The sequence below is a fragment of the Methylobacterium sp. FF17 genome (assembly GCF_025813715.1).
Classification (GTDB): Bacteria; Pseudomonadota; Alphaproteobacteria; order Rhizobiales; family Beijerinckiaceae; genus Methylobacterium; species Methylobacterium flocculans.
The window spans coordinates 747,526-773,655 of the sequence record NZ_CP107532.1 but is presented as its reverse complement, the minus strand read 5'-3'; the positions used below and the strand labels follow the sequence as shown (position 1 = coordinate 773,655).

Here is a 26,130-nt window from a genome sequence, read left to right as displayed (position 1 = left end):
GGGGACGGGAATGAACAGACGCGCCCTCCTGCGCGGGGCGGCCGCGCTCGCCGGCGGTACGGTTTCGGGGCGGGTCTGGGCGGCGCCGAAGGCCGATGCGCGCCTGCTCGTGGTCTTCCTGCGCGGTGCCTACGACGCCGCCAATGTGGTGATCCCCACCGGAAGCGACTTCTACTATCGCGCGCGGCCGACGCTCGCCATCGCGCGGCCGGACGCCGCCGACCCGGCCGCCGCCCTCGCCCTCGACGCCGACTGGATCCTGCACCCGGCCCTGCGCGACACGATCCTGCCGCTCTTCGCCAAAGGCCAGGCGGCCTTCGTCCCCTTCGCCGGCACCAGCGACCTCACCCGGAGCCACTTCGAGACGCAGGACACGATCGAACTCGGCCAGACCTTGGGCGAATCGCGCAACTACCAGTCCGGGTTCATGGCGCGGCTGGCCTCGGAACTGACGCGGGTGCGCCCGATCGCCTTCACCGAACAGTCGCCCCTGATCTTCCGGGGGCCGGACCCGGTGCCGAACATCGCCCTCGCCGGCCTCGGCAAGGCGGGGATCGACGAGCGGCAGGCCCGGCTCATCAGCGCGATGTACGCCGGAGGCCCGCTCGCCGGTGCGGTCAACGAGGGCTTTCGCGTCCGTGACGAGGTCTACCGTACGGTCTCCGACCACCAGGCCCAGGCCGATCGCGGCGCGGTCTCGCCCAAGGGCTTCGAACTGGCCGCCCGCCGGATCGGTCGGCTGATGCGCGATCAGTTCAACCTCGGCTTCGTCGATGTCGGCGGCTGGGACACCCATGTGAACCAGGGGGCCGCCGCCGGCTACCTCGCCGACCGCGTGAGCGAACTCGGGCGCGGGCTCGCGGGCTTCACGCAGGAGATCGGCGGCGCCTGGAACGACACCGTGGTGGTGGTGGTCTCCGAGTTCGGGCGCACATTTCGCGAGAACGGCAGCCGGGGCACCGATCACGGCCACGGCAGCGTCTACTGGGTGCTCGGGGGCGGCGTGCGGGGTGGCCGCATCGCCGGCCCGCAGGTCCGCGCCGACGAGGCTCACCTGTTCCAGAACCGGGATTATCCCGTGCTCACCGATTACCGCGCGATGCTCGCCGGCCTGTTCCAGCGGCTCTACGGGCTCGATGCGGCGAGCCTCGGGCGGATCTTCGCCGGGGTGGCGCCGAGCGACCTCGGCCTGATCTGACGGAGACGACGAAAAAGGGGCCGCCTTTCGGCGACCCCTCTTTTCCGGGACCAAGTCTGACCCCAGGCCCGGCTTGGCCGGACCTGGGTTTCCTTGGGCTTAGCAGGGCTGGACGTCTTAGAAGTCCATGCCGCCCATGCCGCCGCCGCCCGGCATCGCCGGGGCGCCGCTGTCCTTCTTCGGAGCATCGGCGATCATGGCTTCGGTGGTGACGAGGAGGCCGGCGATGGAGGCGGCGTCCTGCAGGGCGGTGCGCACGACCTTGGCCGGGTCGACGATGCCGGCCTGGATCATGTCGACGTACTCTTCGGTCTGGGCGTTGAAGCCGAAGGTGATCGAGGAGGTGTTGTCGGTGATCTTGCCGACCACGATCGAGCCCTCGACGCCGGAGTTGGCGGCGATCTGGCGGATCGGGGCCTCAAGGGCCTTCAGCACGATCTTGATACCGGCCTGGACGTCCGGGTTGTCGCTCTTGAGGGCGCGGACGGCCTCACGGGCGCGGAGCAGGGCGGTGCCGCCGCCGGGGACGATGCCCTCTTCCACCGCAGCGCGGGTGGCGTTGAGCGCGTCGTCTACGCGGTCCTTCTTCTCCTTGACCTCGACCTCGGTCGCGCCGCCGACGCGGATGACCGCGACGCCGCCGGCGAGCTTGGCCAGACGCTCCTGGAGCTTCTCACGGTCGTAGTCCGAGGTGGTCTCCTCGATCTGCGCCTTGATCTGGCCCACGCGAGCCTCGATGTCCGACTTCTCGCCGAGACCGTCGATGATCGTGGTGGTCTCCTTCTCGATGCGGATGCGCTTGGCGCGGCCGAGCATCGGCAGGGTGACGTTCTCGAGCTTGATGCCGAGGTCCTCGGCGATCATCTGACCCTGGGTCAGGATCGCGATGTCCTCGAGCATGGCCTTGCGGCGATCGCCGAAGCCCGGAGCCTTGACGGCCGCGACCTTGAGGCCGCCGCGCAGCTTGTTCACGACGAGCGTGGCGAGCGCCTCACCCTCGATGTCCTCGGCGATGATGACGAGCGGCTTGCCGGTCTGCACCACGGCCTCGAGAACCGGCAGCATCGCCTGGAGCGAGGACAGCTTCTTCTCGTGGATGAGGATGTAGGGGTCCTCGAGCTCGGCGACCATCTTCTCCGCGTTCGTGATGAAGTACGGGGAGAGGTAACCGCGGTCGAACTGCATGCCCTCGACGACGTCGAGCTCGGTCTCGGCGGTCTTGGCTTCCTCGACGGTGATGACACCCTCGTTGCCGACCTTCTGCATGGCGTGGGCGATCATCTCGCCGATTTCCTTGTCGCCATTGGCCGAGATGGTGCCGACCTGGGCGACTTCCTCGGACGAGGCGACCTTCTTGGCGCGGCTCGTGATGTCCTCGACGGCGGCCTTCGTCGCGAGGTCGATGCCGCGCTTGAGGTCCATCGGGTTCATGCCGGCGGCCACGTACTTGGCGCCTTCACGGACGATGGCCTGGGCCAGGACGGTGGCGGTGGTGGTGCCGTCGCCCGCGATGTCGTTGGTCTTCGAGGCCACTTCGCGCACCATCTGGGCGCCCATGTTCTCGAACTTGTCGGCGAGCTCGATCTCCTTGGCGACGGTGACGCCGTCCTTGGTGATGCGCGGCGCGCCGAAGGACTTCTCGATGACGACGTTGCGGCCCTTGGGGCCGAGCGTGACCTTCACCGCGTCGGCGAGAATGTCGACGCCACGGAGCATCTTCTCGCGGGCGTCGGAGGCGAAGCGGACTTCTTTCGCTGCCATGTCAGATCCTTGTCAGTGATGGGCCCCGAGGCGCCGGACGGCGCCCTCGAAGGGCTCGTGAAAGGGGGTTTGCCGAAGAGAAACCGACTTAGGCGACGACGCCCATGATGTCGGATTCCTTCATGATCAGGAGGTCCTGACCGTCGATCTTGACCTCGGTGCCGGACCATTTGCCGAACAGGACGCGGTCGCCGGCCTTGACGTCGAGCGGGTTGATGCGGCCGGCCTCGTCACGGGCGCCCGGGCCGACGGCGACGATCTCGCCCTCTTGCGGCTTCTCCTTGGCGGTGTCGGGGATGATGATGCCCCCCTTGGTCTTCTCTTCGCCTTCGATGCGGCGAACGACGACACGGTCGTGCAGCGGACGGAACTTCATGAGCTGCCCTCTTGCTTCAAATTCGTGGATGGCGTTGATGCGGCGCGGCAGCGCGCTCAACCCAGGCCGTTAGCACTCTCCCTGGGTGAGTGCTAACGATGGCGCCGAGTTAGGCGCGTGGCCGGTTCGAGTCAAGACTGTCGCAGGGTCCGACGACGATCCGACGACGACGTTCTTCCCCTCTTCCACCGCTTTGCCGAAAGTCCTTTGCGGATGATCAAGCTTCATGGTCCGCAAGGGTCGGTCGAGCCCGAGACCGGCGACGCGGGCTCCGCCTGCCCGCCCCACGCACTCTGGATCGACCTCGACGACCCGACCGCCGAAGAAGCGGAGCGGGTCGAGGCGTCCACCGGTATCCGCGTGCCGTCCCGCACGGCCTTGAGCGAAGTCGAGAATTCGAGCCGGCTGCGGCGGCTGAAGAACGGCTTCTCGCTCTCCACGCCGATGATCACCTTCGACAAGCTGGATTCGCAGTTGATGCCGCTGGGCTTCCTGCTCACCAAGGACCGCCTCGTCACCGTGCGCTTCCACGAACTGCGCGCCTTCGGCGAGGTCAGGAAGCGGATCGACACCGGGGATGGCGTGGGCACCACCAGCATCGAGATCTTCCTGCTGCTGATGGAGGAGCTGGTCGACAGCCTGGCCGACGCCCTCGAAGACATGGGCGCCGACCTCGATTCGCTCTCCACCCAAATCTTCGATTTCGATGTCCACAGCGGCGGGCTCGCCGGGGACAGCAAGCTCCGGAACCAGACGCCGCGCCGCCGCGACCTCGCGCTGCGGCGGATCCTGCGCGGCATCGGCCGGCGGGGCAAGGCGCTCGGCAAGATCCGCTCCAGCCTGCTCGGCCTCGAGCGCATCGTGCCCTTCGTCGCCAACGAGTGCGAGCAGATCCTGGGCGAGGAGCAGGTGCCCCGCTTCGAGGCGGTGCGCCGCGACATCGCCTCCCTCGACGAGTTCGAGATCCGCCTGTCGGAGAACGTGCAGTTCCTCCTCGACGCGACGCTCGGCCTCATCAGCATCGAGCAGAACAACACCTTCCGGGTCCTCACCGTGGCCTCGGTGGTGGGCATCCCGCCGACCCTCATCGCCTCGATGTACGGCATGAACTTCAAGCACATGCCGGAACTCGAATGGGTCTACGGCTATCCCTACGGCCTCGTGCTCATCCTGGTGAGCGCCATCATTCCGATCGTTTTCTTCCGGATTCGCGGCTGGCTGTGAGCGGTTGACGGAATCTTCGCTCAGGCCTGACCAGATCGAGGCGCCGCGACGGGGCGGCCTTCCGAGGATGCCGTCCGCGCCATGGCCGTGATCGCCGCCTTCGTCCTCAATGCCGGCCTGAACTTCGTCCTCGGCCTGCTCGTGGCCAAGCTGCTGGGGCCGGCGGATTTCGGCCTGTTCGCGCTGGCGACCGCCGGGGCCATCGTCGCCAACACGGTGCTGTTCGAGTGGCTGCGCCTGTCGGCGACGCGGTTCTACTCGGCGCGGGTCCGGGCCGACGAGCCCTGGATCCGGCAGGGGCTCGACCGGGCCTACGGGATCGTCGGGCTGGGGCTGTTCGCCGTCGCACTGCTCTGCCTCGGCGCCGGCTTCGCCACCGGGCTCGATGCCGGGGGCCGTCTCGCCATCACGGCCGGCGCGGCGCTGGCCGCCCTCGGCATCGGCATCTTCGACTATCACGCCGCGCTCGCCCGCGCCCGCTTCGACGGCGGGCTCTACTTCCGGCTGGTGGCGGTCAAGAACGTGCTGTCCTTCGCCATGATGGCGGGGGCCGCCTGGTTCCTGCCGCAGCCGGCCTGGGTGCTGGCCGCCGCCGGGGTCAGCCAGGCCGGGGCGGCCTGGCTGCTGCGCCGCCCCTTGGGCGATCCCGTCACGCCCCGCCTGCGGGTGCGGCTGAGCGAGACCTGGCGCCTCTTCGCGGCCTACGGCCTGCCGCTGATCGCCGCCAACGCGATCTACCAGCTCATGCCGTTCCTCAACCGGGGCAGCATCGCGGCCCAGGGCGGGCTGGCCGAGGCCGGGTACTTCGCGCTGGCCGCCGACGTCACCACCCGCAGCATCGGCACGCTGGGGACCGCCCTCGACCTCCTCCTGTTCCAGCTCGCCGTCCGGGCCGAGGAGGAGGAGGGCCGGGCGGCGGCGGAGGCCCAGGTTGGGCGCAATGCCGGCGTGGTGGTGGCTCTGCTCCTGCCCTGCGCGGTCGGCTTCTGGGCCGTCCTTCCGGCGCTCCAGGCCCTGGTCGTGCCGGAGGCATTCCGTGGGCCCTTCGCGGCCTATGCGGGCCTGATGATCCCCGGCTTCTTCTGCCTCGCGATGATGAACTTCGCCCTCAACCCCGTCTTCCAGATCCGCCGCCGCACCCGCCCGGTGATCGTCGCCGCGCTGGTGGGGCTCGCGGTGAACGGGCTCGGCCTCTGGCTTCTGCCGCCGCACCTCGGGCCCGAGGGCGTGGCGATCGCGCAGACCGCCGGTCTCGGCGCCGCGACCCTGCTGCTGGCCCTGCTGGCCCTCACCGGGACCGATCGCCTCGCCCTGCCGTGGTGGGACATCTTCGCGGCCGGCGTCGCCGCCCTCGCGATGGCGCTCTGCCTCCTGCCCCTGCGTCACGTCGAGCCGGTGCGCTGCCTGGCACTGAGCATCCCCCTCGGGGTCGCCCTCTACGGCGCCTTGGTCTGGGTCTTCGACATCGCGGGCCTGCGCGGGCAGATCGAGGCGCGCCTCGCGGCCCGAACCGCCCCGGATGCCGCTGCGTCGGAGCCGGCGGCCTCCGAATAGGCCCGCGACGCCGGATGCCTTCCGCGCGCGCCTCCGTTAAGATGGAGTCATTCAAGAGTGAAACGCGGATGCCGCAGAGCATCCCGGACCGGGTAGGAAGCGATGCGTTCATACGAGCCTCATGACGAGGGCGCGGCGGCCGAGATCGTTCGCGCGGCGGCCGCTTCCACGCAGCGGCTCCGTCTCGTCGGGGGCGGGACGAAGGCGGGGATCGGCCGGCCCGCGCAGGACGAGGCGACGCTGTCCAGCGCGAAGCTCTCCGGCATCACCCTCTACGAGCCCGCCGAGATGGTAGTCGCGGCCCGCGCCGGTACGCCGCTCTGCGAGGTCCAGGCGCTGCTGGCCGACCGTGGGCAGATGCTGCCCTTCGAGCCCATGGACCATCGCGGCCTGATGGGCACGCAGGGCGAGCCGACCTTCGGGGCCGTGGCCGCCGCCAACACGTCCGGTCCGCGCCGGATCAATGCGGGCGCCGCCCGCGACAGCCTGATCGGCGTGCGCTTCGTCAACGGGCGCGGCGAGGCCATCAAGTCCGGCGGCCGGGTGATGAAGAACGTCACCGGCCTCGACCTCGTGAAGCTCATGGCCGGTTCCTGGGGCACCCTCGGCCTCCTCACCGAGGTGACCTTCAAGGTGCTGCCCCGCCAGGAGCGGGTGGCGACCCTGGCCTATGCCGGCCTTGACGATACCCGGGCCATCGCCGCCTTGAGCGCCGCCCTCGGCTCGCCCTTCGAGCTGACGGGCGCCGCCCACCTGCCCGCCGGCATCGACGGCGCGGCGCGCACCCTGATGCGGATCGAGGGTTTTTCGGAATCGATCAATTATCGCCTGGGCGAACTGCGCCGCCTGCTCAAGCGCTTCGGCGAACCGGAGATCCTGGAGGGTGACGGCACCGCCGACCTCTGGGCCCGCATCCGCGACGCCACGTCTCTCGCCGAGCCCCGGGAGGCCGCGATCTGGCGCATCGCCACGGCGCCGACCCATGGTCCCGCCCTCGTCGCCGCCATCGCGGCCGAGCGCGACGCGCGCTGGTTCTACGATTGGGGCGGCGGCCTGATCTGGCTCGCCACCGCCGCCACGGATGACGCGGGCGCCGCGACGGTGCGCGCCGCCGTCCGTACCCAGGGCGGACACGCCACCCTGGTGCGGGCGCCCGACGCCGTCCGCGCGGCGGTGCCGGTGTTCGAGCCGCTCTCCGAGCCGCTGATGCGGATCACGATGGGCATCAAGGCGGCGCATGACCCGGCGGGCCTGTTCAATCTGGGCCGGATGTATGCCGGCGTCTGAGCCGGTCGGGGCCAGGATGCGCTGTTGAGAGCCATTCCAAGGCTCGGCAACCGATGCGATTGACCTTAAACTGACGCCACGAACGACGATGCCGAAGCCGACCGGACGGAAGTCCGGTCCGGCGAACGGCGCGAGGGTGGACCCGAGGATACGCCGTGCAGACCAATTTCAGCCTGACGCAGCTCGCGGACCCCGCCATGGCCGCGTCCGAGAAGATCCTGCGGACCTGCGTCCATTGCGGGTTCTGTACCGCCACCTGCCCGACCTACCTGCTGCTCGGTGACGAGCTCGATTCCCCGCGCGGGCGCATCTATCTCATCAAGGACATGCTGGAGGGGGGCAAGCCGGCGGTGCCGGAGGTGGTCAAGCACGTGGACCGCTGCCTCTCCTGCCTGTCCTGCATGACGACCTGCCCCTCGGGCGTGCATTACATGCACCTCATCGACCACGCCCGCGAACACATCGAGACGACTTATCGGCGCCCCTTGAGCGACCGCCTGCTGCGTAGCGTGCTGGCCTTCGTGCTGCCCTACCCGAACCGCTTCCGGCTGGCGCTCCTCGGGGCGAAGCTGGGCGCGCCGTTCCGTCCCCTGGTCGCGCGGCTGCCGCGGGTGGGCAACCGTCTCGCAGCGATGCTCGACCTCGCCCCGGCGCAACTGCCGAACCGCAACCCGACCGACCGGCCCGGCACCTTCCCGCCCGAGACCCGCGCCCTGGAAGCCAGCGCCGCCCTGCACGGCGAGACCGCACCCGCGCGTACCGGCCGGGTGGCGCTGCTGCGCGGCTGCGCCCAGAGCGTGCTGCGGCCGGACTTCAACGAGGCGGCGATCCGTCTCCTGACCCGGCACGGGGTCGAGGTCGTGCAGGCGAAGGGAGAGGGCTGCTGCGGCGCGCTCACCCATCACATGGGCAAGGCGGAGACCGCCCACGCCCAGGCCCGGCGCACCATCGACGCCTGGATCGCCGAGATGGACGGGGCGGGCCTCGACGCGATCCTGGTCACGGCGTCGGGCTGCGGCACGACGATCAAGGATTACGGCTTCATGTTCCGCGAAGACCCGGCCTATGCGGAGAAGGCCCGGCGCGTGTCGGGCCTTGCCAAGGACCTGACCGAGTACATGGCGACCATCCGTCTGATGCCGCCGATCCTCGAGACCGACCTCGTGGTCGCCTACCATTCCGCCTGCTCGATGCAGCACGGCCAGGGCATCCGCACCGAGCCCAAGAACCTCCTGAAGAGCGCGGGCTTCACCGTGAAGGACGTGCCCGAGGGCCACATCTGCTGCGGCTCGGCGGGCACCTACAACATCCTCCAGCCCGAGATCGCGAACCGTCTCCGGGACCGGAAGGTCGCCAACATCGAGCGGATGCGCCCCGACGTCATCGCCACCGGCAACATCGGCTGCGCCACCCAGATCGGGAAGGGCACGGCGATTCCGATCGTGCACACGGCGGAGCTGCTGGACTGGGCGACCGGCGGCCCGAAGCCGGCAGCCCTGGAGGGCCTGCCTGCGCGGACGATGCTGGCGGCGGAGTAGGGAGCCTGGACGCCCATCAGCGATCGAGCTGATAGGTCAAGGAGATCCAGCGGTAGCCGAGTCCGTCGCGGCTGACGTAGCCGAGCGACGGAAACGAGGTGTGATAGCCGGCCACCAGGACCCGGTCGGTGGCCGCCATGTCGTAGATCGTTCGTCGGGTGGCGGCGCCGGCGCTCTTCTCCATGTCGAACAGGGCATGCCAATCGGGTCGCGCCAGCGAGGCGACCTCGTGATGGGCGCAGTCGCCCCAGATCAGCATGCGCTCCCCTTCGCTCTCCACGTGGAAGGCGAGGTGTCCGGGTGTATGACCGAAGGCCGCCAGCGCATCGATGCCCGGCGCCACCGAATCGCCGGGCTTCACGAAGCGGATGCGGTCGGCGAGGGGTAGCAGGTGGCTGCGAAAGATCCGCGCCGATTTGTGCTCGTTGCCGTCCTCCGCTGCTGCGAGGCGGGCATCGTCCGACCAAAAGGCGAATTCCCGCGTGCCGACCACGTAGCGGGCGTTCGGGAAGAGCGGTGTCCCGGATTCAAGAAGGCCGCCGATATGATCGGTGTGGCAATGGGTCAGGACGACGATGTCGATCATCTCGGGTGAGAGGCCCGCCTGTTCGAGGAGGCGCGCGAGCCGGCCTCCGGCGGGGCGGGGGATGAAGCCGACCTCGCCGTTGCCGGTATCAAACAATATCGTCTGACGGCCGGTCTGGACGAGGGTCGGCGTGAAGCCGGGCTTGAAGCGAGTTTCCGGAAGGCTGTTCTCCCGCATCAGCGCCTGGATCTCCGCTCTGGGACGATCCTCTCCGACGATCGGCCAGGGACCATCGATCATGGCATCGGCGTCGCGCAGGGTGGTGACGGCGAAGGCGCCGAGGCGCACCCGTTTGAGCCCCGGCGGGGTGGAGGCGGGGATCGGCGTCGCCATCGCCCGGCCCGGCAGGGTCATGCCCGCCACTAGAGTCGCGGCGAGATGGCGGCGGGTGAGATCGGTCAGCGCAGCGTATCTCCTGGCGAAGGATTCTCGGCCGTGTCATTTCCTGCACGGACCGGCTCCGTCAGGATGGGTGCGGGCCCGGCAGGCCCCGGAATATCGCGGGGGGAGGAAGCTCGGCTTGTACGAACGTGCTGCGCCCAACGGGCGGCCGCCCGGCCCGATCTGGCACGTGGAAGGCGCGCACACCCTCTTCGCCGGTCCGCTCTCCTACAATGCCAGCCACCAGCACGGCGCTCCGGTCTATCTCGCGGGTCTCTACGGCGCCTTTCGCATCCGATTCGCGGGCGGGGTCTGGATCACCTGCCGCACCGCCTTCATCCCGGCCGGTGTCTCGCACGAACTCGATTGCGGCGGCGATCCCCTCGGCGTCCTCTACCGGGAGCCGGATGCCGGCGCGCGGGCGCTGGCCGGGTTGATGGGCCCGGCCGACCCGGTCGGCAGCGCCCTCGTGGGCAGGCGTGGCGAGGTCGATGCGCTGCGTGCGCTGTTCGAGCGTCGCGATGCCTGCGACTGGGCCGGCGAGGCCATCGCCGACCTGTCCGTCTTTTCGGGACGGCGGACCGACCAACCGGTCGATGCCCGGATCGCGCAGATTCTCATCGACCTGCGCGCCTGCCAGGATGTCCGGATGAGTGCCGGCCGGCTCGCCGCCGCTGCATCCCTGTCTTCCTCCCGGATGCAGCACCTGTTCAGCGCGGCGGTCGGCGTTCCATTCCGGCGCTATCGCGGCTGGATTCGGATGCGCCGCGCCATCAAGGCCGTAGTCCAGGGTGCCAACTTCACCCGCGCCGCACATGAGGCGGAGTTCTCGGACCAGTCGCACTTCGCGAACGCCTTCCGTCGGACATTCGGTGCACCGGCCTCGCTTAGCCTCCTGGGAATCCGCAGGCCGTCCGCGTCAGGCCGAGGCGCGCACGCTCGCCAGCACGAACACTCGGATCGCGGATGAGAGGTTCTGGCCCTCTCGTCCGGCATCGATGGTTCCGATCAGCGCCTGCACCGATTGACCGCGCGCCTCCGCGATCTCGCGCAGGGCCTCCCAGAACGGGTCCTCCAGGGACACGCTGGTGCGATGACCGGCGATCATCACGGAGCGCTTGGTGACGCCGTTCGTCATCGGCGCACGAAACCTTCCCGCCTGTGGGGGCCACGAGCCTCACCCATCTGATTTTTCACGCAGACCGCGTCCCTCTCCCCTTTGCGGGGAGAGGTTAGGAGTGGGGGTGTCACCGCCAGCCTCTGCCGCACCAGGGTCACCAAACCACCCCCACCCACGGAAGGGCGAGCGTTGCGGGCATCGTCACTCGTCCGAGTCCGGTCCCACCAGCTTGTGGCCCTCGTGGCGCGAGACCTCGATGGCCTTCTTGGCCTCGGCCAGGGTCTTGGCCTTCTTCGGGCGGCCGAAGGCGATGCGGTTGTCCGCCGCCTTCGCTTCCTTCTCGACCCGCGCCCGGTCCTTGCGGGCCTGGCGCAGGTTGATGATCTCCGCCATGCCGATCCGCCCCCTTACTCGGCGCTGGGCGCCAGCATCGTCTCCGGGCGCACCACGCGCTCGAACTCCTCGGCCGTGACGTAGCCCAGGCGCAGGGCCTCCTCCTTGAGGGTGGTGCCGTTCTTGTGCGCGGTCTTGGCGATCTCGGCGGCCTTGTCGTAGCCGATCGAGGGGGCGAGCGCGGTCACCAGCATCAGCGAGCGGCTCATCAGGTCGGCGATCTTGTCCTCGTTGGCCCTGATGCCGACGACGCAGTTGTCGGTGAAGCTCACCGCCGCGTCGGCGAGGATGCGGATCGACTGCAGAACCGCGTTGGCGATGACGGGCTTGAACACGTTCAGCTCGAAATTGCCCTGGCTGCCGGCGAAGCTCACGGTGGTGCCGTTGCCGATCACCTGGGCGCAGACCATGGTCAGCGCCTCGCACTGGGTCGGGTTGACCTTGCCCGGCATGATCGAGGAGCCGGGCTCGTTCTCGGGAAGCGAGAGTTCGCCGAGGCCCGAGCGCGGGCCGGAGCCGAGGAAGCGGATGTCCTGGGCGATCTTGAACAGGCCCGAGGCCAGCGCCGTGAGAGCGCCTTGCGTGAACACCAGCGCGTCGTGGGTCGCCAACGCCTCGAACTTGTTGGCGGCCGAGGTGAAGGGCAGGCCGGTCAACTCCGCGACCTTGGCGGCGAACTTTTCGGCGAATTCGGGATGCGCGTTGAGGCCGGTGCCGACCGCCGTGCCGCCCTGGGCCAGCGCCAGCACGCCGGGCAGTGTCGCCTTCACGCGCTCGGTGCCGAGTGCCACCTGCGCGACGTAGCCGGAAAACTCCTGGCCGAGCGAAACCGGGGTCGCGTCCTGCAGGTGGGTGCGGCCGATCTTCACGATGGACGCGAACGCCTCCGACTTCGCCTGGAGCGCGTCATGCAGGTGCTTCAGCGCCGGCAGCAGCCGGTCGTTGATCTCCCGCGAGACCGCGATGTGCATCGCGGTGGGGAACACGTCGTTGGAGGATTGCCCGCGATTGACGTGGTCGTTCGGGTGGACCGGCGACTTGCCGCCGCGCTTGCCACCGAGCAGTTCGTTGGCGAGGCTGGCGATCACCTCGTTGGCGTTCATGTTCGACTGGGTGCCCGAGCCCGTCTGCCAGACCACCAGCGGAAATTCCTGGTCGTGCTCGCCGGACACCACCTCGGCGGCCGAGGTGGCAACGGCCTGGGCCACCTTCGGGTCGAGGGCGCCGAGGTCCTGGTTCACCAGGGCGGCGGCCTGCTTGACCATGCCGAGCGCGTGCACGAGGGGCGCCGGCATCCGCTCCGTGCCGATCTTGAAGTTCTGTATCGAGCGCTGCGTCTGCGCGCCCCAGTAGCGATGCGCCGGGACCTCGATCGGCCCGAAGGTGTCGGACTCGGTGCGGGTGGCGGGCGTCTCGGTGGGCGACATCGTGGCCTCTTCGTCTGGAAAATTCGGACCCTACTTAAACCGCACGCATCCAAACCGCGATGGCGCTTTTCCCGGGGGCGGTGTCCTCGGCGCCGAATTGTCATGGCCTGCCTGACCCTCGGGCGGCCCCGGAGTGAAGACCGATGTCGAGTGCCACCGCCCGCGTTGCGCCGGAAACGGCCCCCCGGTTCCGGCCCCCGGTGCCCACCCCCCTGCGCGAGCAGCCGGGCCTGTTCGGTTTCCTCAAGGCGGCCCGTGCCAACCCGCTCACCACCTGGCTCGACGTGCATTTCGAGAAGCTGGTGGTGGCGGCGGACGGGGCGCTCGGGCGCGTCACCGTGGTGAGCGACCCGGCCCTGATCCGCTACCTCTACGTCGAGAACGCCGCCAACTACCGCAAGGACGACCTGCAGCGCCGCGTCCTCGCTCCCGGCCTCGGCAACGGCCTGCTCACGGCGGAGGGCGAGGAGTGGAAGCTCCAGCGCCGGACGCTCGCGCCGATCTTTTCCGCCCGACACGTGCTCGGCTTCAACGCGCCGATGAACGCGGCCGGCGCGCGCTTCGCCCGCCGGCTGGCCCGCCGTGACGGGACGCGCATCGACGTCGCCCTGGAGATGACCCGCGTCACCCTCGACGTCCTGGAACGGACGATCTTCACCCACGGCCTTGCCAGCGACCCCGACGCTTTGGGCCGGGCGATCACGCGCTTCCTGGAATCGGTCGGGCCGATCGACCCCCTCGACGTGTTCGGGGTGCCGGGCTTCGTACCGCGGATCGGACGCCTGCGGGCGCGCCCCGCGATCCGCTTCTTCGCCGAGGTGGTGGACGAGCTCATCGACCGTCGGCGCGGCCTCATCGCCAAGGGGGAGGCACCCGCCGACCTCCTCACCCTGCTCCTGAAGGCGCAGGACCCGGAGACCGGGCAGGGCCTCACCGACCTGGCGGTGAAGGCCAACATCGTCACCTTCATCGCGGCCGGCCACGAGACCACCGCCAACGCCCTGACCTGGGCGCTCTACTGCCTGTCGCAGGATCCGGAGGCGCGCGCGCGGGTCGAGGCGGAGGTGGATGCGGTGCCGCCGGGGGCGGATTTCGACGCCGAGGCGCTGCCCTGGACGAAGGCGGTGATGGAGGAGACCATGCGGCTGTTCCCGCCGGTGCCCTTCATGAGCCGGCAGGCCGTCGCGGAGGACCGCATCGGGCGGATCAAGATCCCGAAGGGTTCGCTGGTGATGGTCGCGCCCTGGGTGCTCCACCGACACCGGACCCTGTGGCAGGACCCGGACGCCTTCATGCCCGAGCGCTTCCTGTCGGAGGCCCGCGCGTCGATCCCGCGTTTTGCCTACCTGCCGTTCGGGGCCGGGCCGCGCGTCTGCATCGGCCAGAGCTTCTCGCTGCAGGAGGCGGTGGTGGTGCTGGCCCACGTGACGCGGGCGGCCCGCTTCACCTTGGCCGAGGACCACGCGCCGGTGGTCCCGCTCCACCGCGTCACGCTGCGGCCGGAGCACGGCTTGCACATGACGGTGAGGCCGCGCGGCTGACCGCCCCGGTTGCCGGGGCCGGCGCGCGGCTCCGTTCTTCGTGCGGTCAGTTCTTCTTGCGGAAAGCGTCGAGGCTGACGACCTCGGCGCCGCTCTCGTGGCCGTCCTCGGACTTCTTCGCGGCGGGCGCTTTGGCCTCGTCCTCGGCGTTGCCACCGGCTTTGCCGCCGGCCTTGCCCTCAGATTTGCCCTCGGATTTGGAAGACGCACCGCCGCTCGCCGACACCCCGGGGATCAGCTTCGGGACGGCGGGTCCGCCGATCGTGGCGAGGCCGGTGCCCTTGGGCTTCATTTCGGTGGGTTCGGAGGCCGCGCCGCGCGGGGCGGTCTTGCCGCTGGACCCCGCGGTCTCGTCCTCCGCGTCCGCGTCCGTCGCCTCCTCCGCGTTCTCGCTGAGGTCGAACTTCAGGCCGAACTGGACGGAGGGGTCGAAGAAGCCCGTCAGCGCGTCGAAGGGCACCAGCAGCCGCTCCGGCACGCCGGAGAAGGACAGCCCGACCTCGAAGGTGTGCTCGGTCACCCCCAGATCCCAGAACTGATGCTGGAGGACGATCGTCATGTCCTGCGGGTACTTTTCCCGCAGGCGCTGCGACATGCGTACGCCCGGGGCCTCGGTGCGGAACGAGACGTAGAAGTGATGCTCGCCCGCGAGCCCGTCGCGGGCCGCGTCGGTCAGCACCTTGCGCACCACGCCGCGCAGGGCGTCCTGCACCAGGAGATCGTAGCGGATCAGATCGTCTGCCATCTGCGGTCGCTTATGCCCGGTCCCTGTCCGCCGTCTCGCGCCGTGATGACGCCCCGGATCGGATGAAAATCGACTGGATTCGGCCGGTGACCGGCTCCTCCAGAACTGTGCCCGCGCGGCCGAAGGGCCGAAAAGGCTTGCCTCACGCGATCCCTGACTTGCGCGACCGGCGCCCCGGATTCAAGCCGGAATCGTGAGACGACAACCTTCGGAGCTTCCGCCAGATCCGCGAGCCTGTCGAGCCTCGAACCCTTGCGTCCAAAAGCCCGTGGTTCGAACCGCCGGGGACGGTTACCGTTCCGGCGCCGGGCCGGGGCGTTGAGGCAGGATCGTGCACCGAATCGCACCGTTCAGGAGCGTCGTCGGTTCAGCGTGACACTATAGGGGGCGTGCGGTCGCATTTGAAGCCCGATGATGGTTCGTGCCTGCCCGTCGACGGCGTGCCGGCCCCGGATGCCTGCTCGACCCGCCCCACCTCCTGGACGACCCGCCTGCGCGCGGGGTTTCGGGTGGCGTCGGCGCTCGCCGGCCTCGCCTTCGCGGCGATTCTCGCCCTCGCGCTGGCCAGCCTGCTCGCCCTGGTCATCGTTCGCGTCGGCACCGACTGGCTCGACATGGGCGCGACGGGGCGAAGCGGCCGCCTGCATCCACGCCAGCTCGCCATGCGGGAGCTCGCCGTCGACGTGATCCGCCAGATCCTGCTCGCCGGCCTCGTCCTCGGCGCCGTGCGCTGGCGGGACGGCCCCGCCTGGCGACGGACCCTCGCCCTGACACCCGAACCCGGCTCCGGGCCGGGGCTGCCGCTCCGGCGTTTCGCCCTGATCCTGCTGGCCTGGCCGCTGATCCACATCACCTGGGTGACGGGAACCGCCGAATGGCTGCGCGTTCCGATCAGCCGGCACGGCACCCTCTCGCCCGGCCTGACCGCCGGGGCCGCCGCTGCTTGGTTCGCCTACGTGCTGGTGCTGGCACCCGTGGCGGAGGAACTGCTGTTGCGGGGCGCGCTGTTCGGGCGCGTGCGCCGGCTGATCTCGCCCATGGGCGCGATCGCGGCGACCAGCCTCCTCTTCACCCTCGCGCATTGGTCTCCGGCCGGGATCAGCCGACCGGTCACGCTGATCCCCCTCGCGCTGATGCTCGGGTGGCTGCGCTGGCGCAGCGGACGGCTCTGGCCCTGCATGGTGCTCCACGCCTGGAGCAACTTCGCGATGATCGCCTACGTGCTCTGGCCTGCCTCCGCGTGAACGCGCGCCGGATTCACCACGTCCGATTCGTGTGCGCGAACCGCCTCACGAACGTGTTGACGTCGGGTGTGGCCACCCTCGCAAGTCCAGCCGCTTCGCGCTATCCCCGAAGAGCCCGCCTCGGAGCCGCGATGAACGCCTATCACCAGCTTCTCGAACGCATCCTGCGGGAGGGCGCCGCCAAGGACGACCGGACGGGCACCGGGACGCTTTCGGTGTTCGGCCACCAGATGCGGTTCGACCTCGGGGCGGGCTTCCCGCTCGTCACCACGAAGCAGCTGCATCTCCGCTCGATCATCCACGAATTGCTGTGGTTCCTCACCGGCGACACCAACGTGCGCGCGCTCCAGGCGAACGGCGTCAGCATCTGGGACGAATGGGCCGACGCGAACGGCGACCTCGGGCCGGTCTACGGACGGCAATGGCGCTCATGGGCCAAACCCGACGGCGGCAGCGTCGATCAGATCGCCTGGGTCCTCGACGAGATCCGCCGAAACCCGGATTCACGCCGCCTCGTGGTCTCGGCCTGGAACCCGGCCGACCTCGACCGGATGGCGCTCGCCCCCTGCCACTGCCTGTTCCAGTTCTACGTGGCCGATGGCCGGCTCTCCTGCCAGCTCTATCAGCGCTCGGCGGACGTGTTCCTCGGCGTGCCGTTCAACATCGCGAGCTACGCCCTCCTCACCGCGATGATCGCGCAGGTGACCGGCTTGAAGCCCGGCGACTTCATCCACACGCTGGGTGATGCCCATCTCTACGTGAACCACCTGGAGCAGGCGCGGCTCCAACTGGCCCGCGAGCCCCGGCCCCTGCCGCAGCTTCGGCTCAATCCGGACGTGACCTCGCTGTTCGATTTCCGCTTCGCGGACATCGCGGTGGAGGGCTACGCGCCCCATCCGGCCATCCGTGCCCCGGTGGCGGTCTGATGGCGGCGCCCCGCATCACGATCATCGTGGCGGTCGCCCGCAACGGTATCATCGGCCGCGACAACGACCTGATCTGGCGCCTGCGCAGCGATCTGCGCCGGTTCAAGGCCCTGACCATGGGCAAACCCTTGCTGATGGGCCGCAAGACCTTCGCGTCGATCGGACGGCCTCTGCCGGGGCGGAGCACCATCGTGCTGACGCGGGATCCGGATTTCGCGGTGCCGGAGGTCGCGGTGGCCCATGACTGGGCCGGGGCCCTCGCCGCCGCCGAGGGGGCGGAGGAACTGATGGTGGCGGGCGGTGGGGAGATCTACGCCCTCGCGCTGCCGCAGGCCGACCGCATCCATCTCACCGAGGTCGATCTGGCTCCGGAGGGCGATACGGTCTTCCCGCCCTTCGACCGCGCGCTCTACCGAGAGACGCATCGCGAGGCGCATCCCCCCGGCGAGCACGATGCCTGCGGCTTCAGCTTCGTCGATCTCGAGCGGCGAGACTCCGAAGCGACGAGGATCTGAGGTGGCAAGCCCGAGCTTCGCGTAAGCCATCGGGGCGCGACCCATTGCGCAATGGGTTCCAGTACGGTTGTCTTTCAGTCTCCCGATGCCCAAGTGGCAATCTTGACAGGACTGCGCCCGCCCGGCGGGGTTGGGCGCAACGGGATCAACACTCTTGTCCACGCGGGGGAGATCCGGGCCGCGCCTGCGGGAAGGCGGACCGGGAAGCGCGGGTGGGCTTCGTGCGCGGCGAAGACGCTGCTGGAACAGGAGAGATCGGCGAGCATGCCTTGGAGCAATCAGAGCGGCGGCGGTAGCGGCAACGGGGGAGGGCCCTGGGGCCGAGGCGGCGGCGGCAATGGCGGTGGCCCCTGGGGCAACGGCGGTGGCGGCGGTGGCAAGACGCCCCCCGACTTGGAGGATCTGCTCCGGCGCAGCCAGGACCGTCTGCGTGGCGTCATGCCGGGCGGTTCGCTCGGCGGCGGGCGTGGTCTGCTGATCGCCGGCGGCCTCGTCGTGGCCGGCTGGCTCCTCACCGGCTTCTACACCGTGGCACCGCAGCAGGTCGGCATCGAGACGGTCTTCGGGCGCTATCTCAGCACCACCGGACAGGGCCTGAACTACAACTTCCCGGCCCCGATCGGCGCCGTGACCAAGCCGAATGTCGGTCAGGTCAACAGCGTGCAGATCGGCTACCGCGCCGGCCTCGGCGCCCAGTCCCGCACCGTCGACAAGGCGGAGGAGAGCCTGATGCTCACCGGCGACGAGAACATCGTCGACCTCGACTTCGAGGTGCAGTGGCGCATCAACCCCCTGAAGGCGTCCGACTTCGTCTTCAACCTCGAGAACCCGGAAGGCACCATCAAGGCCATCGCCGAAAGCGCGATGCGCGAGGTGGTGGGCCGCCGCAAGATCCAGCCGATCCTGACCAACGAGCAGTCGAGCGTCGCCCAGGAGGTCCGCGAGATTACCCAGAAGGCGCTGGACGAGTACGGCGCCGGCGTGCGCATCGAACTTGTGCAACTCGTCAGCGTGCAGCCGCCGCCGGAGGTGCGCCCCGCGTTCTTCGACGTGAACGCCGCGCAGCAGGACGCAGAGCGCGCCAAGAACGACGCGCGCACCTACGAGAGCCAGAAGGTCCCGCAGGCCCGAGGCGAGGCCCAGCGGATCGTGCAGGCGGCCGAGGCCTACAAGACCCAGGCGACGGCGGAGGCGACCGGTCAGGCCGCCCGCTTCAACCAGATCTACGAATCCTACAAGGTCGCCCCGGTGGTCAGCCGCGAGCGCATCTTCCTCGAAACGATGGAGCGGGTCCTGGGCTCGGTCAACAAGGTCATCATCGATCAGAGCGGCGCGAGCCTGAGCACGGGCGGCAGCGCCGCCGGTGTGCTTCCGGTGCTGCCGCTGGCCGAGTTCGGCCCCCGTAACGCGACCGGTGGAGCGGCCCGATGAACAACCAAACCCTCCGCACCGGCCTCATGATCGTGGCCGCCGCGCTCGTCGTCGGCCTCTACGCCTCCGTCTTCACGGTCGGCCAGATGCAGCAGGCCCTCGTCCTGCGCTTCGGCGGCGTCCGCGCCGTCCTCAACCAGACCGGCACCGACAAGCCCGGCCTGTACTTCAAGCTGCCCTTCCTCGAGAACGTGGTCCTGTTCGACAAGCGCGTGCTCGACCTCGACCTGCCGGTGCAGACGCTGCTGACCACCGACCGGCAGAACCTCGAGGTGGACGCCTTCGCCCGCTACCGGATTACCGATCCGCTCCGGTTCTACCAGTCCGCCAACAACGTCGCCCGCGCCAACACCCTGCTGGCGAGCTTCACCAACTCGGCTCTGCGTAACCTGCTGGCCCGCTCGACCCGCGACGCCATCGTGCGCACGGAGCGCGCGAATCTGATGAACCAGATCCAGGCCGACGTGAACAAGCAGGCCAAGGAACTCGGCGTCGAGATCGTGGATCTGCGCATGACCCGCGTGGACCTTCCGGCCCAGAACAGCTCGGCGGTCTACAAGCGCATGACCACGGAGCGGCAGCGTGAGGCGGCCGACATCCGCGCGAACGGCGACCAGATCGCGGTCACGATCAAGGCCAAGGCCGACCGCGATGTCACGGTGCTGCTCTCGGAGGCGAACCAGACGGCCGAGACCCTGCGCGGCCAGGGCGATGCCGACAAGAACCGCATCCTAGCGGACGCCTACAGCAAGGACGCGGATTTCTTCGGTTTCTACCGCTCCATGCAGGCCTACGAGAATGGCCTGAAGGCCGCCGATACGCGGATGGTCATCAGCCCGACGTCCGACTTCTTCCGGTACTTCAACGATCCGCAGGGCCGTAGCCCCGCGACGCCGGCCGCGCGCGCTCCGGCCCGCACCCAGGCCGAGCCCGGCACCACCGGCTCGACCGAGGGCGCGCGTTGAACCTGACGCCAGACGTGAAATCGACGCTATGACGCATCGGCGGCGAACCCCGGTTCGCCGCCGGACTCTTGATCGGCGGGCATCCCGGACGATCTAAGAGTGCTTCGCGCGACGTTCGTCCCCGGCCGCCCGTCTCATCGGGGCAGGCCGGCGCGGCGGGTCCTTCGCGAGAGCCGCCCAGGATATCGTTGCACACCAAGAGGTCTTCCATGGTCCCCGTTGCGAGCGCCGTCCGGGCGCCACGTTCCCGAGCGCTGCGCCACACTCTCCGCTCGGCCCTGGCCGCCGCGACGCTCACGACCTCGGTCGCGCTGACGGGCCTGTCCGCGCCTGCCTTCGCCAAGGGACCAGAATCCCTCGCCGACCTCGCGGATCAGGTCACTGATGCGGTGGTCAACATCTCCGCCTCCACCACCGTCGAGGCGCGCACGAACCCCCGGTCCGGGCCGCAGCTTCCGCCCGGGACACCGTTCGAGGACCTCTTCGAGGAGTTCTTCAACAAGCGCGGCCAGCGCGGCGGCGGGGACCGGAGCGAATCCGAGCGTGCCCGCCCGCAGCGGAAATCGAACTCCCTCGGGTCCGGCTTCATCATCGATGCGTCCGGCATCGTCGTGACGAACAACCACGTCATCGGCGACGCCAACGACATCCAGGTCATCCTGCACAACGGCAGCAAGCTGAAGGCCGAGATCATCGGCAAGGATCCGAAGATCGACCTGGCGGTGCTGCGGGTGAAGCCCGAGCCCGGTAAGCCCCTGAAGGCCGTGCCGTTCGGCGATTCCGAGAAGATGCGCCCCGGCGACTGGGTCATCGCCATCGGCAACCCGTTCGGCCTCGGCGGCTCGGTCTCGGCCGGCATCGTCTCGGCCCGCGGCCGCAACATCGAATCGGGCCCTTACGACAACTACATCCAGACGGATGCGGCCATCAACAAGGGCAATTCCGGCGGGCCGCTGTTCAACATGAACGGCGAGGTCATCGGCATCAACACCGCGATCCTGTCGCCCACCGGCGGCTCGGTCGGCATCGGTTTCGCCGTCCCATCCAACAACGCCTCGCAGGTCATCGACCAGCTTCGCGAGTTCGGCGAGGTCCGCCGCGGCTGGCTCGGCGTGCGCATTCAGAACGTGGACGAGACCACGGCCGAAGCCCTCGACATGAAGGACGGCGTCAAGGGCGCCTTGGTCGCCGGCGTCGACGAGAAGGGCCCCGCCAAGACGGCCGGGCTCGAGATCGGCGACGTGATCGTCAAGTTCAACGGCACGGCGGTGAAGTCGTCGAGCGACCTGCCGCGCATCGTCGCCTCCACGCCGGTCGGCAAGACCGTCGAGGTGCTCATTCTCCGTAAAGGGGCGGAGACCACCAAATCCGTCACCCTCGGTCGCCTGGAGGATACCGAGAAGCCGCAGCTCGCCAGCGTCAAGCAGCCGGAGGCGGAGAGCGCGGTGCGTCAGGCGCTCGGCCTGAACCTGAGCGGCATCACCGACGAGGCGCGCAAGCGCTTCAGCCTCAAGGACGGCCTGAAGGGTGTCCTCGTCACCCGGGTCGACCCGAACTCCACGGCGGCCGACAAGCAGATCAAGCCCGGCGAGGTCATCGTCGAGGTCGGTCAGGAGGCGGTGAACACCCCCGCCGACGTGACCAAGCGCGTCGACCAGTTGAAGAAGGACGGCCGCAAGTCGGTGCTGCTCCTCGTGGCCAGCGCAAGCGGCGACGTGCGCTTCGTGGCCCTCGGCCTCGATTGATCTCCGGACCAAGGGTCTGAACACGAAGCCACCGCCCCAGAGGGCGGCGGTTTTGCTTTGTCGAGGTGAACTTCCCATCCCCCAGTGGGGAGGGGCCAGGGTGGGGGCGGGCCGCCAGCCGCCATCGCCCGAGGGTCGCTCAACCACCCCCCCAATTCCTCCCCACTAGGGGGAGGAGAGGCTCCTGCGCTATCCGGAGGCCGATCAGCCGACGAACTCGGCCGAGGAATACCCCTGCAGGTACAGCAGGGCCGTGAGGTCGCCGTGGTCGATGCGCACCTGTGCGGAGGCCGCGACCTTCGGCTTGGCCCGGAACGCGACGCCGAGGCCGGCTTCGCCGATCATGTCGAGGTCGTTGGCCCCGTCGCCCACCGCAAGGGTGTCGGCGGGGTCGAGGCCGAAGCGGTCGCGCAGGCTGATCAGGGTCGCGCGCTTCGTCGCCTTGTCCACGATCGGCTCGATGACCTCGCCGGTGAGGTGTCCGTCCCGGATCCCGAGGGTGGTGGCATGGGCCTCGTCGAAGCCGATCTTCGCCGAGACCGGCCCGGTGAACAGGGTGAAGCCCCCCGAGATCAGGCAGGTGTGGGTGCCGTGCGCCTTCATCGTCTGGACCAGGGTGCGCCCACCCGGCGTCAGGGTGATGCGCTCGGCGATCAGAGCGTCGATCTTGGCCACGGGCACGTCGCGCAGGAGGGCGACGCGCTCGCGCAGGGCCGGGCCGAAGGCGATCTCGCCCCGCATCGCCCGCTCGGTGATGGCGGCGACGCGATCCTTGAGGCCGATCGTGTCGGCCAGTTCGTCGATGCATTCCTGCTCGATCATGGTGGAATCCATGTCGGCGAGGAACAGGCGCTTGCGCCGGTGCGGGCCCGCGCTCAGCACCGCCACATCGATGGGCTCGGAGGCCAGCGCCGCCCGCAGGCGCCGGGCCAGGGCCGGCGCATCCCCGGGCGCACCCGGTACCAGCACCTCCGCCGCCACCTCGCCGTGCAGGATGCGGGGCTGATGCTCGGTGCGCATCACCGCCCGGGTCTCGGCCAGCACCGCATCGGTGATGGCGGGGCGGCCCTCGTTTGCTATCAGGATCGCGACGAGACTCATCCGGGAGCTTTCCACGCCAGTGCCGCCGGTCACGCAACGCACGCACGCGCAAGGGACGCACGCGCAGGTCCTGCCGGCGGCGATCCTCATCGCAGGGCCGACAGCCTCGGGCAAGTCAGGGCTCGCCCTACAACTCGCCCGCGACCTCGACGGGGTGGTGATCAATACCGATTCGATGCAGGTCTATGCCGACCTGCGCCGCCTCTCCGCCCGCCCGGACGAAGCGGAGGAGGCCCGCGCCCCGCATCGCCTCTACGGGCATGTCGACGGGTCGGTGAACTATTCGGCCGGGCATTTCGCCCGCGAGGCGGCACCAGTGTTCGAGGCGCTGCGCGCGGAGGGCCGCCTGCCGATCTTCGTCGGCGGCACCGGCCTGTACTTTCGCGCGCTGGAGGAGGGGCTCTCGGAGTTGCCCCCGGTGCCAGAGGCGGTCCGGAGCGCGATGCGGGCGCGGGTGGAGGGGCGGGCGACGGAGGACCTTCACGCCGAACTCGCGCGCGACGATCCCGCCGGCGCCGAAGCCCTGCGCCCGAGCGACCGTGCCCGGATCATGCGGGCCCTCGAAGTCCTCGCCGCGACCGGCCGGCCCATCGCGGCGTTCCACGGCGCCCGCACCCCCGGGCCGCTCGCCGGCCTGCCCCTGCTGAAGCTGTTCCTGGCGCCCGAGCGTGAGACCCTGCGCCAGGCCATCGATGCGCGCTTCTCCGCGATGGTGGCGGGCGGCGCCCTCGACGAGGTGGCGGCTCTGCATGCGCGCCGCCTCGACCCGCTGCTGCCGATCATGCGCGCCCACGGGGTGCCCGGCCTGATCGCCCATCTCGACGGGGCGATTCCCTTGAGCGAAGCGATCCAGCGGGGGCAGGGCGATACGCGCCGCTATGCCAAGCGGCAATTCACCTGGTTCCGCCACCAGATGGGGACGGACTGGCTCTGGACCCCGCCCGAGGCAGCCCTCGGGCGGGCGCGGGCGGCGCTTACTTTTCCAGGCGGGCGATGAGGGCGGAGGTGTCCCAGCGGTTGCCGCCCATGGCCTGCACGTCGGCGTAGAACTGGTCGACCAGCGCGGTGACGGGCAGCTGCGCGCCGTTGCGACGGGCTTCGGTGAGCAGGATGCCCAGATCCTTGCGCATCCAGTCGACCGCGAAGCCGAAGTCGAACTTCTGGGCGATCATGGTCTTGCCCCGGTTCTCCATCTGCCAGGAACCGGCAGCCCCCTTGGAGATCACCTCCAGCACCGACTCCACGTCGAGGCCCGCGCGCTTGGCGAAGTGCACCGCCTCCGACAGGCCCTGGACGAGGCCCGCGATGGCGATCTGGTTGACCATCTTGGTGAGCTGGCCGGAGCCCGACGGGCCCATCAGGCGGCTGGCGCGGGCAAAGCACAGGATCGCGGGTTCGACGCGGGCATAGGTCTCGGTGTCGCCGCCGCACATCACGGTGAGCGCGGCGTTCTCGGCGCCCGCCTGCCCACCCGAGACGGGGGCGTCGATGAAGGCGAGCCCGGCGGCATCTGCCGCCTCGGCGAGCTCGCGGGCGATTTCGGCCGAGGCAGTGGTGTGGTCGACGAAGACCGCGCCCTTCTCCATGCCGGCGAAGGCGCCGTCCGCGCCCAGCGTGACGCTGCGCAGGTCGTCGTCGTTGCCCACGCAGGCGAAGACGATCTCCTGGCCCTTGGCCGCTTCACGCGGCGTCGCGGCGAAAGCCCCGCCGTGCTCGGCGACCCAGGCCTCGGCCTTCGCGGTGGTGCGGTTGTAGACGGTGACCTCGTGGCCCTTCTTGGCGAGGTGGCGCGCCATCGGCCCACCCATCACGCCGAGGCCCAGAAACGCGACCTTCGCCATTGTCATCTCCCGCTCGTATCTTGAATACGCGCGGGGTCTAGGGGCGATACTTGCGACGGTCAAACCACCGGGAAGACTTATCCGCCGGTGACGCTCATGTGGCGCGGAACGGCCGCCGGACGCGCCCGTTCGATGACGAAGTCATGGCCCTTGGGCTTGCGCGCGATGGCGTCGATCACCGCCTGGGTCACCAGAGCGTCGTCGGGCGAGGCGCGCAAGGCCGCGCGCAGATCGGCGGCGTCCTCCTGGCCGAGGCACATGTAGAGCTTGCCCGTACAGGTCAGGCGCACCCGGTTGCAGCTTTCGCAGAAATTGTGGGTCAGCGGCGTGATGAAGCCGAGACGCCCGCCGGTCTCGGCGATGCGCACGTATCGGGCCGGGCCACCGGTGCGATCGGGCAGGGGGGTCATGGTGTAGCGCTGCTCGAGCCGGGCCCGTGCCACGGATAGCGGCAGGAACTGGTCGGTGCGGTCGCCCTCGATCTCGCCGAGCGGCATCACTTCGATCAGCGTCATGTCCATGCCGTCGCCATGGGCCCAGGCGATCATATCGGCGATCTCGTCCTCGTTGACGCCCTTGAGCGCCACCGCGTTGATCTTGACCTTGATGCCGGCTTTCCGCGCCGTCTCGATACCGTCGAGCACGACCTTCAGATCACCACGGCGGGTCACCGCGCGGAACTTGTCCGGGTCGAGGGTGTCGAGGGAGACGTTGACGCGACGCACGCCGAGGGCGGCCAGCTCCGGGGCGAAGCGGCCGAGCTGCGTGCCGTTCGTGGTCATCGTCAGCTCTTCCAGGGCACCCGTATCGAGGTGTCGGGACAGGCGCCGGAACAGGTGCATGATGTCCCGCCGCACCAGCGGCTCGCCGCCGGTGATGCGCAGTTTCCGTACCCCGCGCTGGATGAAGACGGCGCAGAGCCGGTCGAGTTCTTCCAGGGACAGCAGGTCGCGCTTTGGCAGGAACTGCATGTCGTCGGACATGCAGTAGACGCAACGCAGGTCGCAACGGTCGGTCACGGAGATGCGCAGGTAGGTAATCGCCCGCTGGAACGGGTCGATCAGCGGCGCAGGTGCGACCGGAGCGGCGTCGTCGGTGGCGCGGGGACCCCACATGCGGGATTCTGTGCTCTGTTGGGGTGATGAAACGTTGGCGCGGTCGGATGACGAACCTAGCATGGACGTCATATGAGGTCTCGTGCAGCCAGGGGCAAGTTTGCAGAGGTCGCGGC

The 26,130-nt window shown here is 69.5% G+C and carries 24 protein-coding genes; 14 read left to right on the top strand and 10 right to left on the bottom strand.

All coding sequences use genetic code 11. From position 1 onward, the window contains the following. Window positions 1-10 precede the first annotated feature (10 nt). Window positions 11-1,198: a DUF1501 domain-containing protein gene (locus OF380_RS03465; protein WP_264049398.1), complete on the top strand. Its 1,188-nt coding sequence runs from the start codon at window positions 11-13 to the stop codon at window positions 1,196-1,198. A 117-nt stretch (window positions 1,199-1,315) separates the two neighbouring features. On the opposite strand, the gene groL is transcribed toward OF380_RS03465, so the two are convergent. Next, window positions 1,316-2,959: a chaperonin GroEL gene (gene groL, locus OF380_RS03460; protein WP_056467192.1), complete on the bottom strand. Its 1,644-nt coding sequence runs from the start codon at window positions 2,957-2,959 to the stop codon at window positions 1,316-1,318. 88 nt (window positions 2,960-3,047) lie between these two features. Beyond that, window positions 3,048-3,335: a co-chaperone GroES gene (groES, locus tag OF380_RS03455; protein WP_056094907.1), complete on the bottom strand. Its 288-nt coding sequence runs from the start codon at window positions 3,333-3,335 to the stop codon at window positions 3,048-3,050. A 213-nt stretch (window positions 3,336-3,548) separates the two neighbouring features. Between groES and OF380_RS03450 the strand changes: the two genes are divergently transcribed. From OF380_RS03450 to OF380_RS03435, 4 genes are all read left to right on the top strand, one after another. Beyond that, entirely contained in the window at window positions 3,549-4,559 is a 1,011-nt protein-coding gene (locus OF380_RS03450) for a magnesium transporter CorA family protein (protein ID WP_264049396.1), read from the top strand. 81 nt (window positions 4,560-4,640) lie between these two features. Beyond that, window positions 4,641-6,113: a lipopolysaccharide biosynthesis protein gene (locus OF380_RS03445; protein ID WP_264049395.1), complete on the top strand. Its 1,473-nt coding sequence runs from the start codon at window positions 4,641-4,643 to the stop codon at window positions 6,111-6,113. Window positions 6,114-6,215: 102 nt separating this feature from the next. Continuing rightward, window positions 6,216-7,400, top strand: a complete 1,185-nt coding sequence (glcE, locus tag OF380_RS03440) for a glycolate oxidase subunit GlcE (protein ID WP_264049394.1) — start codon at window positions 6,216-6,218, stop codon at window positions 7,398-7,400. A gap of 155 nt (window positions 7,401-7,555) precedes the next feature. Then, window positions 7,556-8,938: a heterodisulfide reductase-related iron-sulfur binding cluster gene (locus OF380_RS03435; RefSeq protein WP_264049393.1), complete on the top strand. Its 1,383-nt coding sequence runs from the start codon at window positions 7,556-7,558 to the stop codon at window positions 8,936-8,938. 16 nt (window positions 8,939-8,954) lie between these two features. Here the strand turns inward: OF380_RS03435 and OF380_RS03430 are convergent, their stop codons facing one another. Continuing rightward, window positions 8,955-9,857, bottom strand: a complete 903-nt coding sequence (locus OF380_RS03430) for an MBL fold metallo-hydrolase (protein ID WP_404810595.1) — start codon at window positions 9,855-9,857, stop codon at window positions 8,955-8,957. 187 nt (window positions 9,858-10,044) lie between these two features. Between OF380_RS03430 and OF380_RS03425 the strand changes: the two genes are divergently transcribed. Continuing rightward, window positions 10,045-10,875 carry a helix-turn-helix transcriptional regulator gene (locus OF380_RS03425; RefSeq protein WP_264049391.1) on the top strand — a complete coding sequence of 277 codons (831 nt, stop codon included), beginning with the start codon at window positions 10,045-10,047 and terminating at the stop codon, window positions 10,873-10,875. Here the strand turns inward: OF380_RS03425 and OF380_RS03420 are convergent. The 3 genes from OF380_RS03420 to fumC all read right to left on the bottom strand — a co-directional run bounded on the left by OF380_RS03420 (window position 10,825) and on the right by fumC (window position 12,845). Then, window positions 10,825-11,043 (bottom strand): ribbon-helix-helix domain-containing protein, encoded by a 219-nt coding sequence (locus OF380_RS03420; RefSeq protein ID WP_264049390.1) that lies wholly within the window; start codon window positions 11,041-11,043, stop codon window positions 10,825-10,827. The two genes, OF380_RS03425 and OF380_RS03420, sit on opposite strands and share 51 nt — an antisense overlap. A gap of 183 nt (window positions 11,044-11,226) precedes the next feature. After that, window positions 11,227-11,418 (bottom strand): DUF4169 family protein, encoded by a 192-nt coding sequence (locus OF380_RS03415; RefSeq protein ID WP_264049389.1) that lies wholly within the window; start codon window positions 11,416-11,418, stop codon window positions 11,227-11,229. Between the two features lie 14 nt (window positions 11,419-11,432). Continuing rightward, a complete protein-coding gene (fumC, locus tag OF380_RS03410; protein ID WP_264049388.1) occupies window positions 11,433-12,845 on the bottom strand; it encodes a class II fumarate hydratase in 1,413 nt (470 codons plus the stop codon). A 143-nt stretch (window positions 12,846-12,988) separates the two neighbouring features. Between fumC and OF380_RS03405 the strand changes: the two genes are divergently transcribed. Next, on the top strand, window positions 12,989-14,386 hold the full coding sequence (locus OF380_RS03405) for a cytochrome P450 (protein WP_264049387.1): 1,398 nt from the start codon (window positions 12,989-12,991) through the stop codon (window positions 14,384-14,386). 46 nt (window positions 14,387-14,432) lie between these two features. Here OF380_RS03405 and OF380_RS03400 read toward each other — a convergent pair whose 3' ends face one another. Further along, complete coding sequence (locus OF380_RS03400; RefSeq protein WP_264049386.1) at window positions 14,433-15,131, bottom strand: SspB family protein; 699 nt, start codon at window positions 15,129-15,131, stop codon at window positions 14,433-14,435. Window positions 15,132-15,520: 389 nt separating this feature from the next. On the opposite strand from OF380_RS03400, the gene OF380_RS03395 reads away from it, so the two are divergent. The 6 genes from OF380_RS03395 to OF380_RS03370 all read left to right on the top strand — a co-directional run bounded on the left by OF380_RS03395 (window position 15,521) and on the right by OF380_RS03370 (window position 21,957). Next, entirely contained in the window at window positions 15,521-16,375 is an 855-nt protein-coding gene (locus tag OF380_RS03395) for a CPBP family intramembrane glutamic endopeptidase (protein ID WP_264049385.1), read from the top strand. A gap of 131 nt (window positions 16,376-16,506) precedes the next feature. Beyond that, the gene (locus tag OF380_RS03390; RefSeq protein ID WP_264049384.1) at window positions 16,507-17,301 is read left to right on the top strand and encodes a thymidylate synthase; all 795 of its coding nucleotides are present in this window, start codon (window positions 16,507-16,509) and stop codon (window positions 17,299-17,301) included. Then, window positions 17,301-17,816, top strand: a complete 516-nt coding sequence (locus tag OF380_RS03385; protein WP_264049383.1) for a dihydrofolate reductase — start codon at window positions 17,301-17,303, stop codon at window positions 17,814-17,816. The genes OF380_RS03390 and OF380_RS03385 overlap by 1 nt, the downstream gene beginning before the upstream one ends. Window positions 17,817-18,080: 264 nt before the next feature. Next, window positions 18,081-19,247 carry an FtsH protease activity modulator HflK gene (hflK, locus tag OF380_RS03380; protein WP_264049381.1) on the top strand — a complete coding sequence of 389 codons (1,167 nt, stop codon included), beginning with the start codon at window positions 18,081-18,083 and terminating at the stop codon, window positions 19,245-19,247. Then, complete coding sequence (gene hflC / locus OF380_RS03375) at window positions 19,244-20,212, top strand: protease modulator HflC (RefSeq protein WP_264049380.1); 969 nt, start codon at window positions 19,244-19,246, stop codon at window positions 20,210-20,212. Before hflK ends, hflC begins: the two co-directional genes overlap by 4 nt. A 209-nt stretch (window positions 20,213-20,421) precedes the next feature. Next, window positions 20,422-21,957, top strand: a complete 1,536-nt coding sequence (locus OF380_RS03370) for a DegQ family serine endoprotease (RefSeq protein WP_264049379.1) — start codon at window positions 20,422-20,424, stop codon at window positions 21,955-21,957. A 204-nt stretch (window positions 21,958-22,161) separates the two neighbouring features. Here OF380_RS03370 and serB read toward each other — a convergent pair whose 3' ends face one another. Beyond that, window positions 22,162-23,058, bottom strand: coding sequence for a phosphoserine phosphatase SerB (gene serB, locus OF380_RS03365; protein ID WP_264049378.1), 897 nt, complete (start codon window positions 23,056-23,058; stop codon window positions 22,162-22,164). 19 nt (window positions 23,059-23,077) lie between these two features. Here serB and miaA point away from each other — a divergent pair, with 19 nt between their 5' ends. Beyond that, window positions 23,078-24,055: a tRNA (adenosine(37)-N6)-dimethylallyltransferase MiaA gene (gene miaA / locus OF380_RS03360; protein WP_264049377.1), complete on the top strand. Its 978-nt coding sequence runs from the start codon at window positions 23,078-23,080 to the stop codon at window positions 24,053-24,055. Here miaA and OF380_RS03355 read toward each other — a convergent pair. Next, a complete protein-coding gene (locus OF380_RS03355) occupies window positions 24,033-24,899 on the bottom strand; it encodes an NAD(P)-dependent oxidoreductase (protein ID WP_264049376.1) in 867 nt (288 codons plus the stop codon). The genes miaA and OF380_RS03355 overlap by 23 nt on opposite strands. 77 nt (window positions 24,900-24,976) lie before the next feature. Beyond that, window positions 24,977-26,014 carry a GTP 3',8-cyclase MoaA gene (moaA, locus tag OF380_RS03350; protein ID WP_264049375.1) on the bottom strand — a complete coding sequence of 346 codons (1,038 nt, stop codon included), beginning with the start codon at window positions 26,012-26,014 and terminating at the stop codon, window positions 24,977-24,979. Window positions 26,015-26,130: the final 116 nt, after the last annotated feature.

Coding starts and splice junctions, on each gene's coding strand:
- OF380_RS03465 (WP_264049398.1), top strand. CDS start 11: ATGAACAGACGCGCCCTCCTGCGCGGGGCGGCCGCGCTCGCCGGCGGT.
- groL (WP_056467192.1), bottom strand. CDS start 2,959: ATGGCAGCGAAAGAAGTCCGCTTCGCCTCCGACGCCCGCGAGAAGATG.
- groES (WP_056094907.1), bottom strand. CDS start 3,335: ATGAAGTTCCGTCCGCTGCACGACCGTGTCGTCGTTCGCCGCATCGAA.
- OF380_RS03450 (WP_264049396.1), top strand. CDS start 3,549: ATGATCAAGCTTCATGGTCCGCAAGGGTCGGTCGAGCCCGAGACCGGC.
- OF380_RS03445 (WP_264049395.1), top strand. CDS start 4,641: ATGGCCGTGATCGCCGCCTTCGTCCTCAATGCCGGCCTGAACTTCGTC.
- glcE (WP_264049394.1), top strand. CDS start 6,216: ATGCGTTCATACGAGCCTCATGACGAGGGCGCGGCGGCCGAGATCGTT.
- OF380_RS03430 (WP_404810595.1), bottom strand. CDS start 9,857: ATGGCGACGCCGATCCCCGCCTCCACCCCGCCGGGGCTCAAACGGGTG.
- OF380_RS03420 (WP_264049390.1), bottom strand. CDS start 11,043: ATGACGAACGGCGTCACCAAGCGCTCCGTGATGATCGCCGGTCATCGC.
- OF380_RS03415 (WP_264049389.1), bottom strand. CDS start 11,418: ATGGCGGAGATCATCAACCTGCGCCAGGCCCGCAAGGACCGGGCGCGG.
- fumC (WP_264049388.1), bottom strand. CDS start 12,845: ATGTCGCCCACCGAGACGCCCGCCACCCGCACCGAGTCCGACACCTTC.
- OF380_RS03405 (WP_264049387.1), top strand. CDS start 12,989: ATGTCGAGTGCCACCGCCCGCGTTGCGCCGGAAACGGCCCCCCGGTTC.
- OF380_RS03400 (WP_264049386.1), bottom strand. CDS start 15,131: ATGGCAGACGATCTGATCCGCTACGATCTCCTGGTGCAGGACGCCCTG.
- OF380_RS03390 (WP_264049384.1), top strand. CDS start 16,507: ATGAACGCCTATCACCAGCTTCTCGAACGCATCCTGCGGGAGGGCGCC.
- OF380_RS03385 (WP_264049383.1), top strand. CDS start 17,301: ATGGCGGCGCCCCGCATCACGATCATCGTGGCGGTCGCCCGCAACGGT.
- hflK (WP_264049381.1), top strand. CDS start 18,081: ATGCCTTGGAGCAATCAGAGCGGCGGCGGTAGCGGCAACGGGGGAGGG.
- hflC (WP_264049380.1), top strand. CDS start 19,244: ATGAACAACCAAACCCTCCGCACCGGCCTCATGATCGTGGCCGCCGCG.
- OF380_RS03370 (WP_264049379.1), top strand. CDS start 20,422: ATGGTCCCCGTTGCGAGCGCCGTCCGGGCGCCACGTTCCCGAGCGCTG.
- serB (WP_264049378.1), bottom strand. CDS start 23,058: ATGAGTCTCGTCGCGATCCTGATAGCAAACGAGGGCCGCCCCGCCATC.
- OF380_RS03355 (WP_264049376.1), bottom strand. CDS start 24,899: ATGGCGAAGGTCGCGTTTCTGGGCCTCGGCGTGATGGGTGGGCCGATG.
- moaA (WP_264049375.1), bottom strand. CDS start 26,014: ATGTGGGGTCCCCGCGCCACCGACGACGCCGCTCCGGTCGCACCTGCG.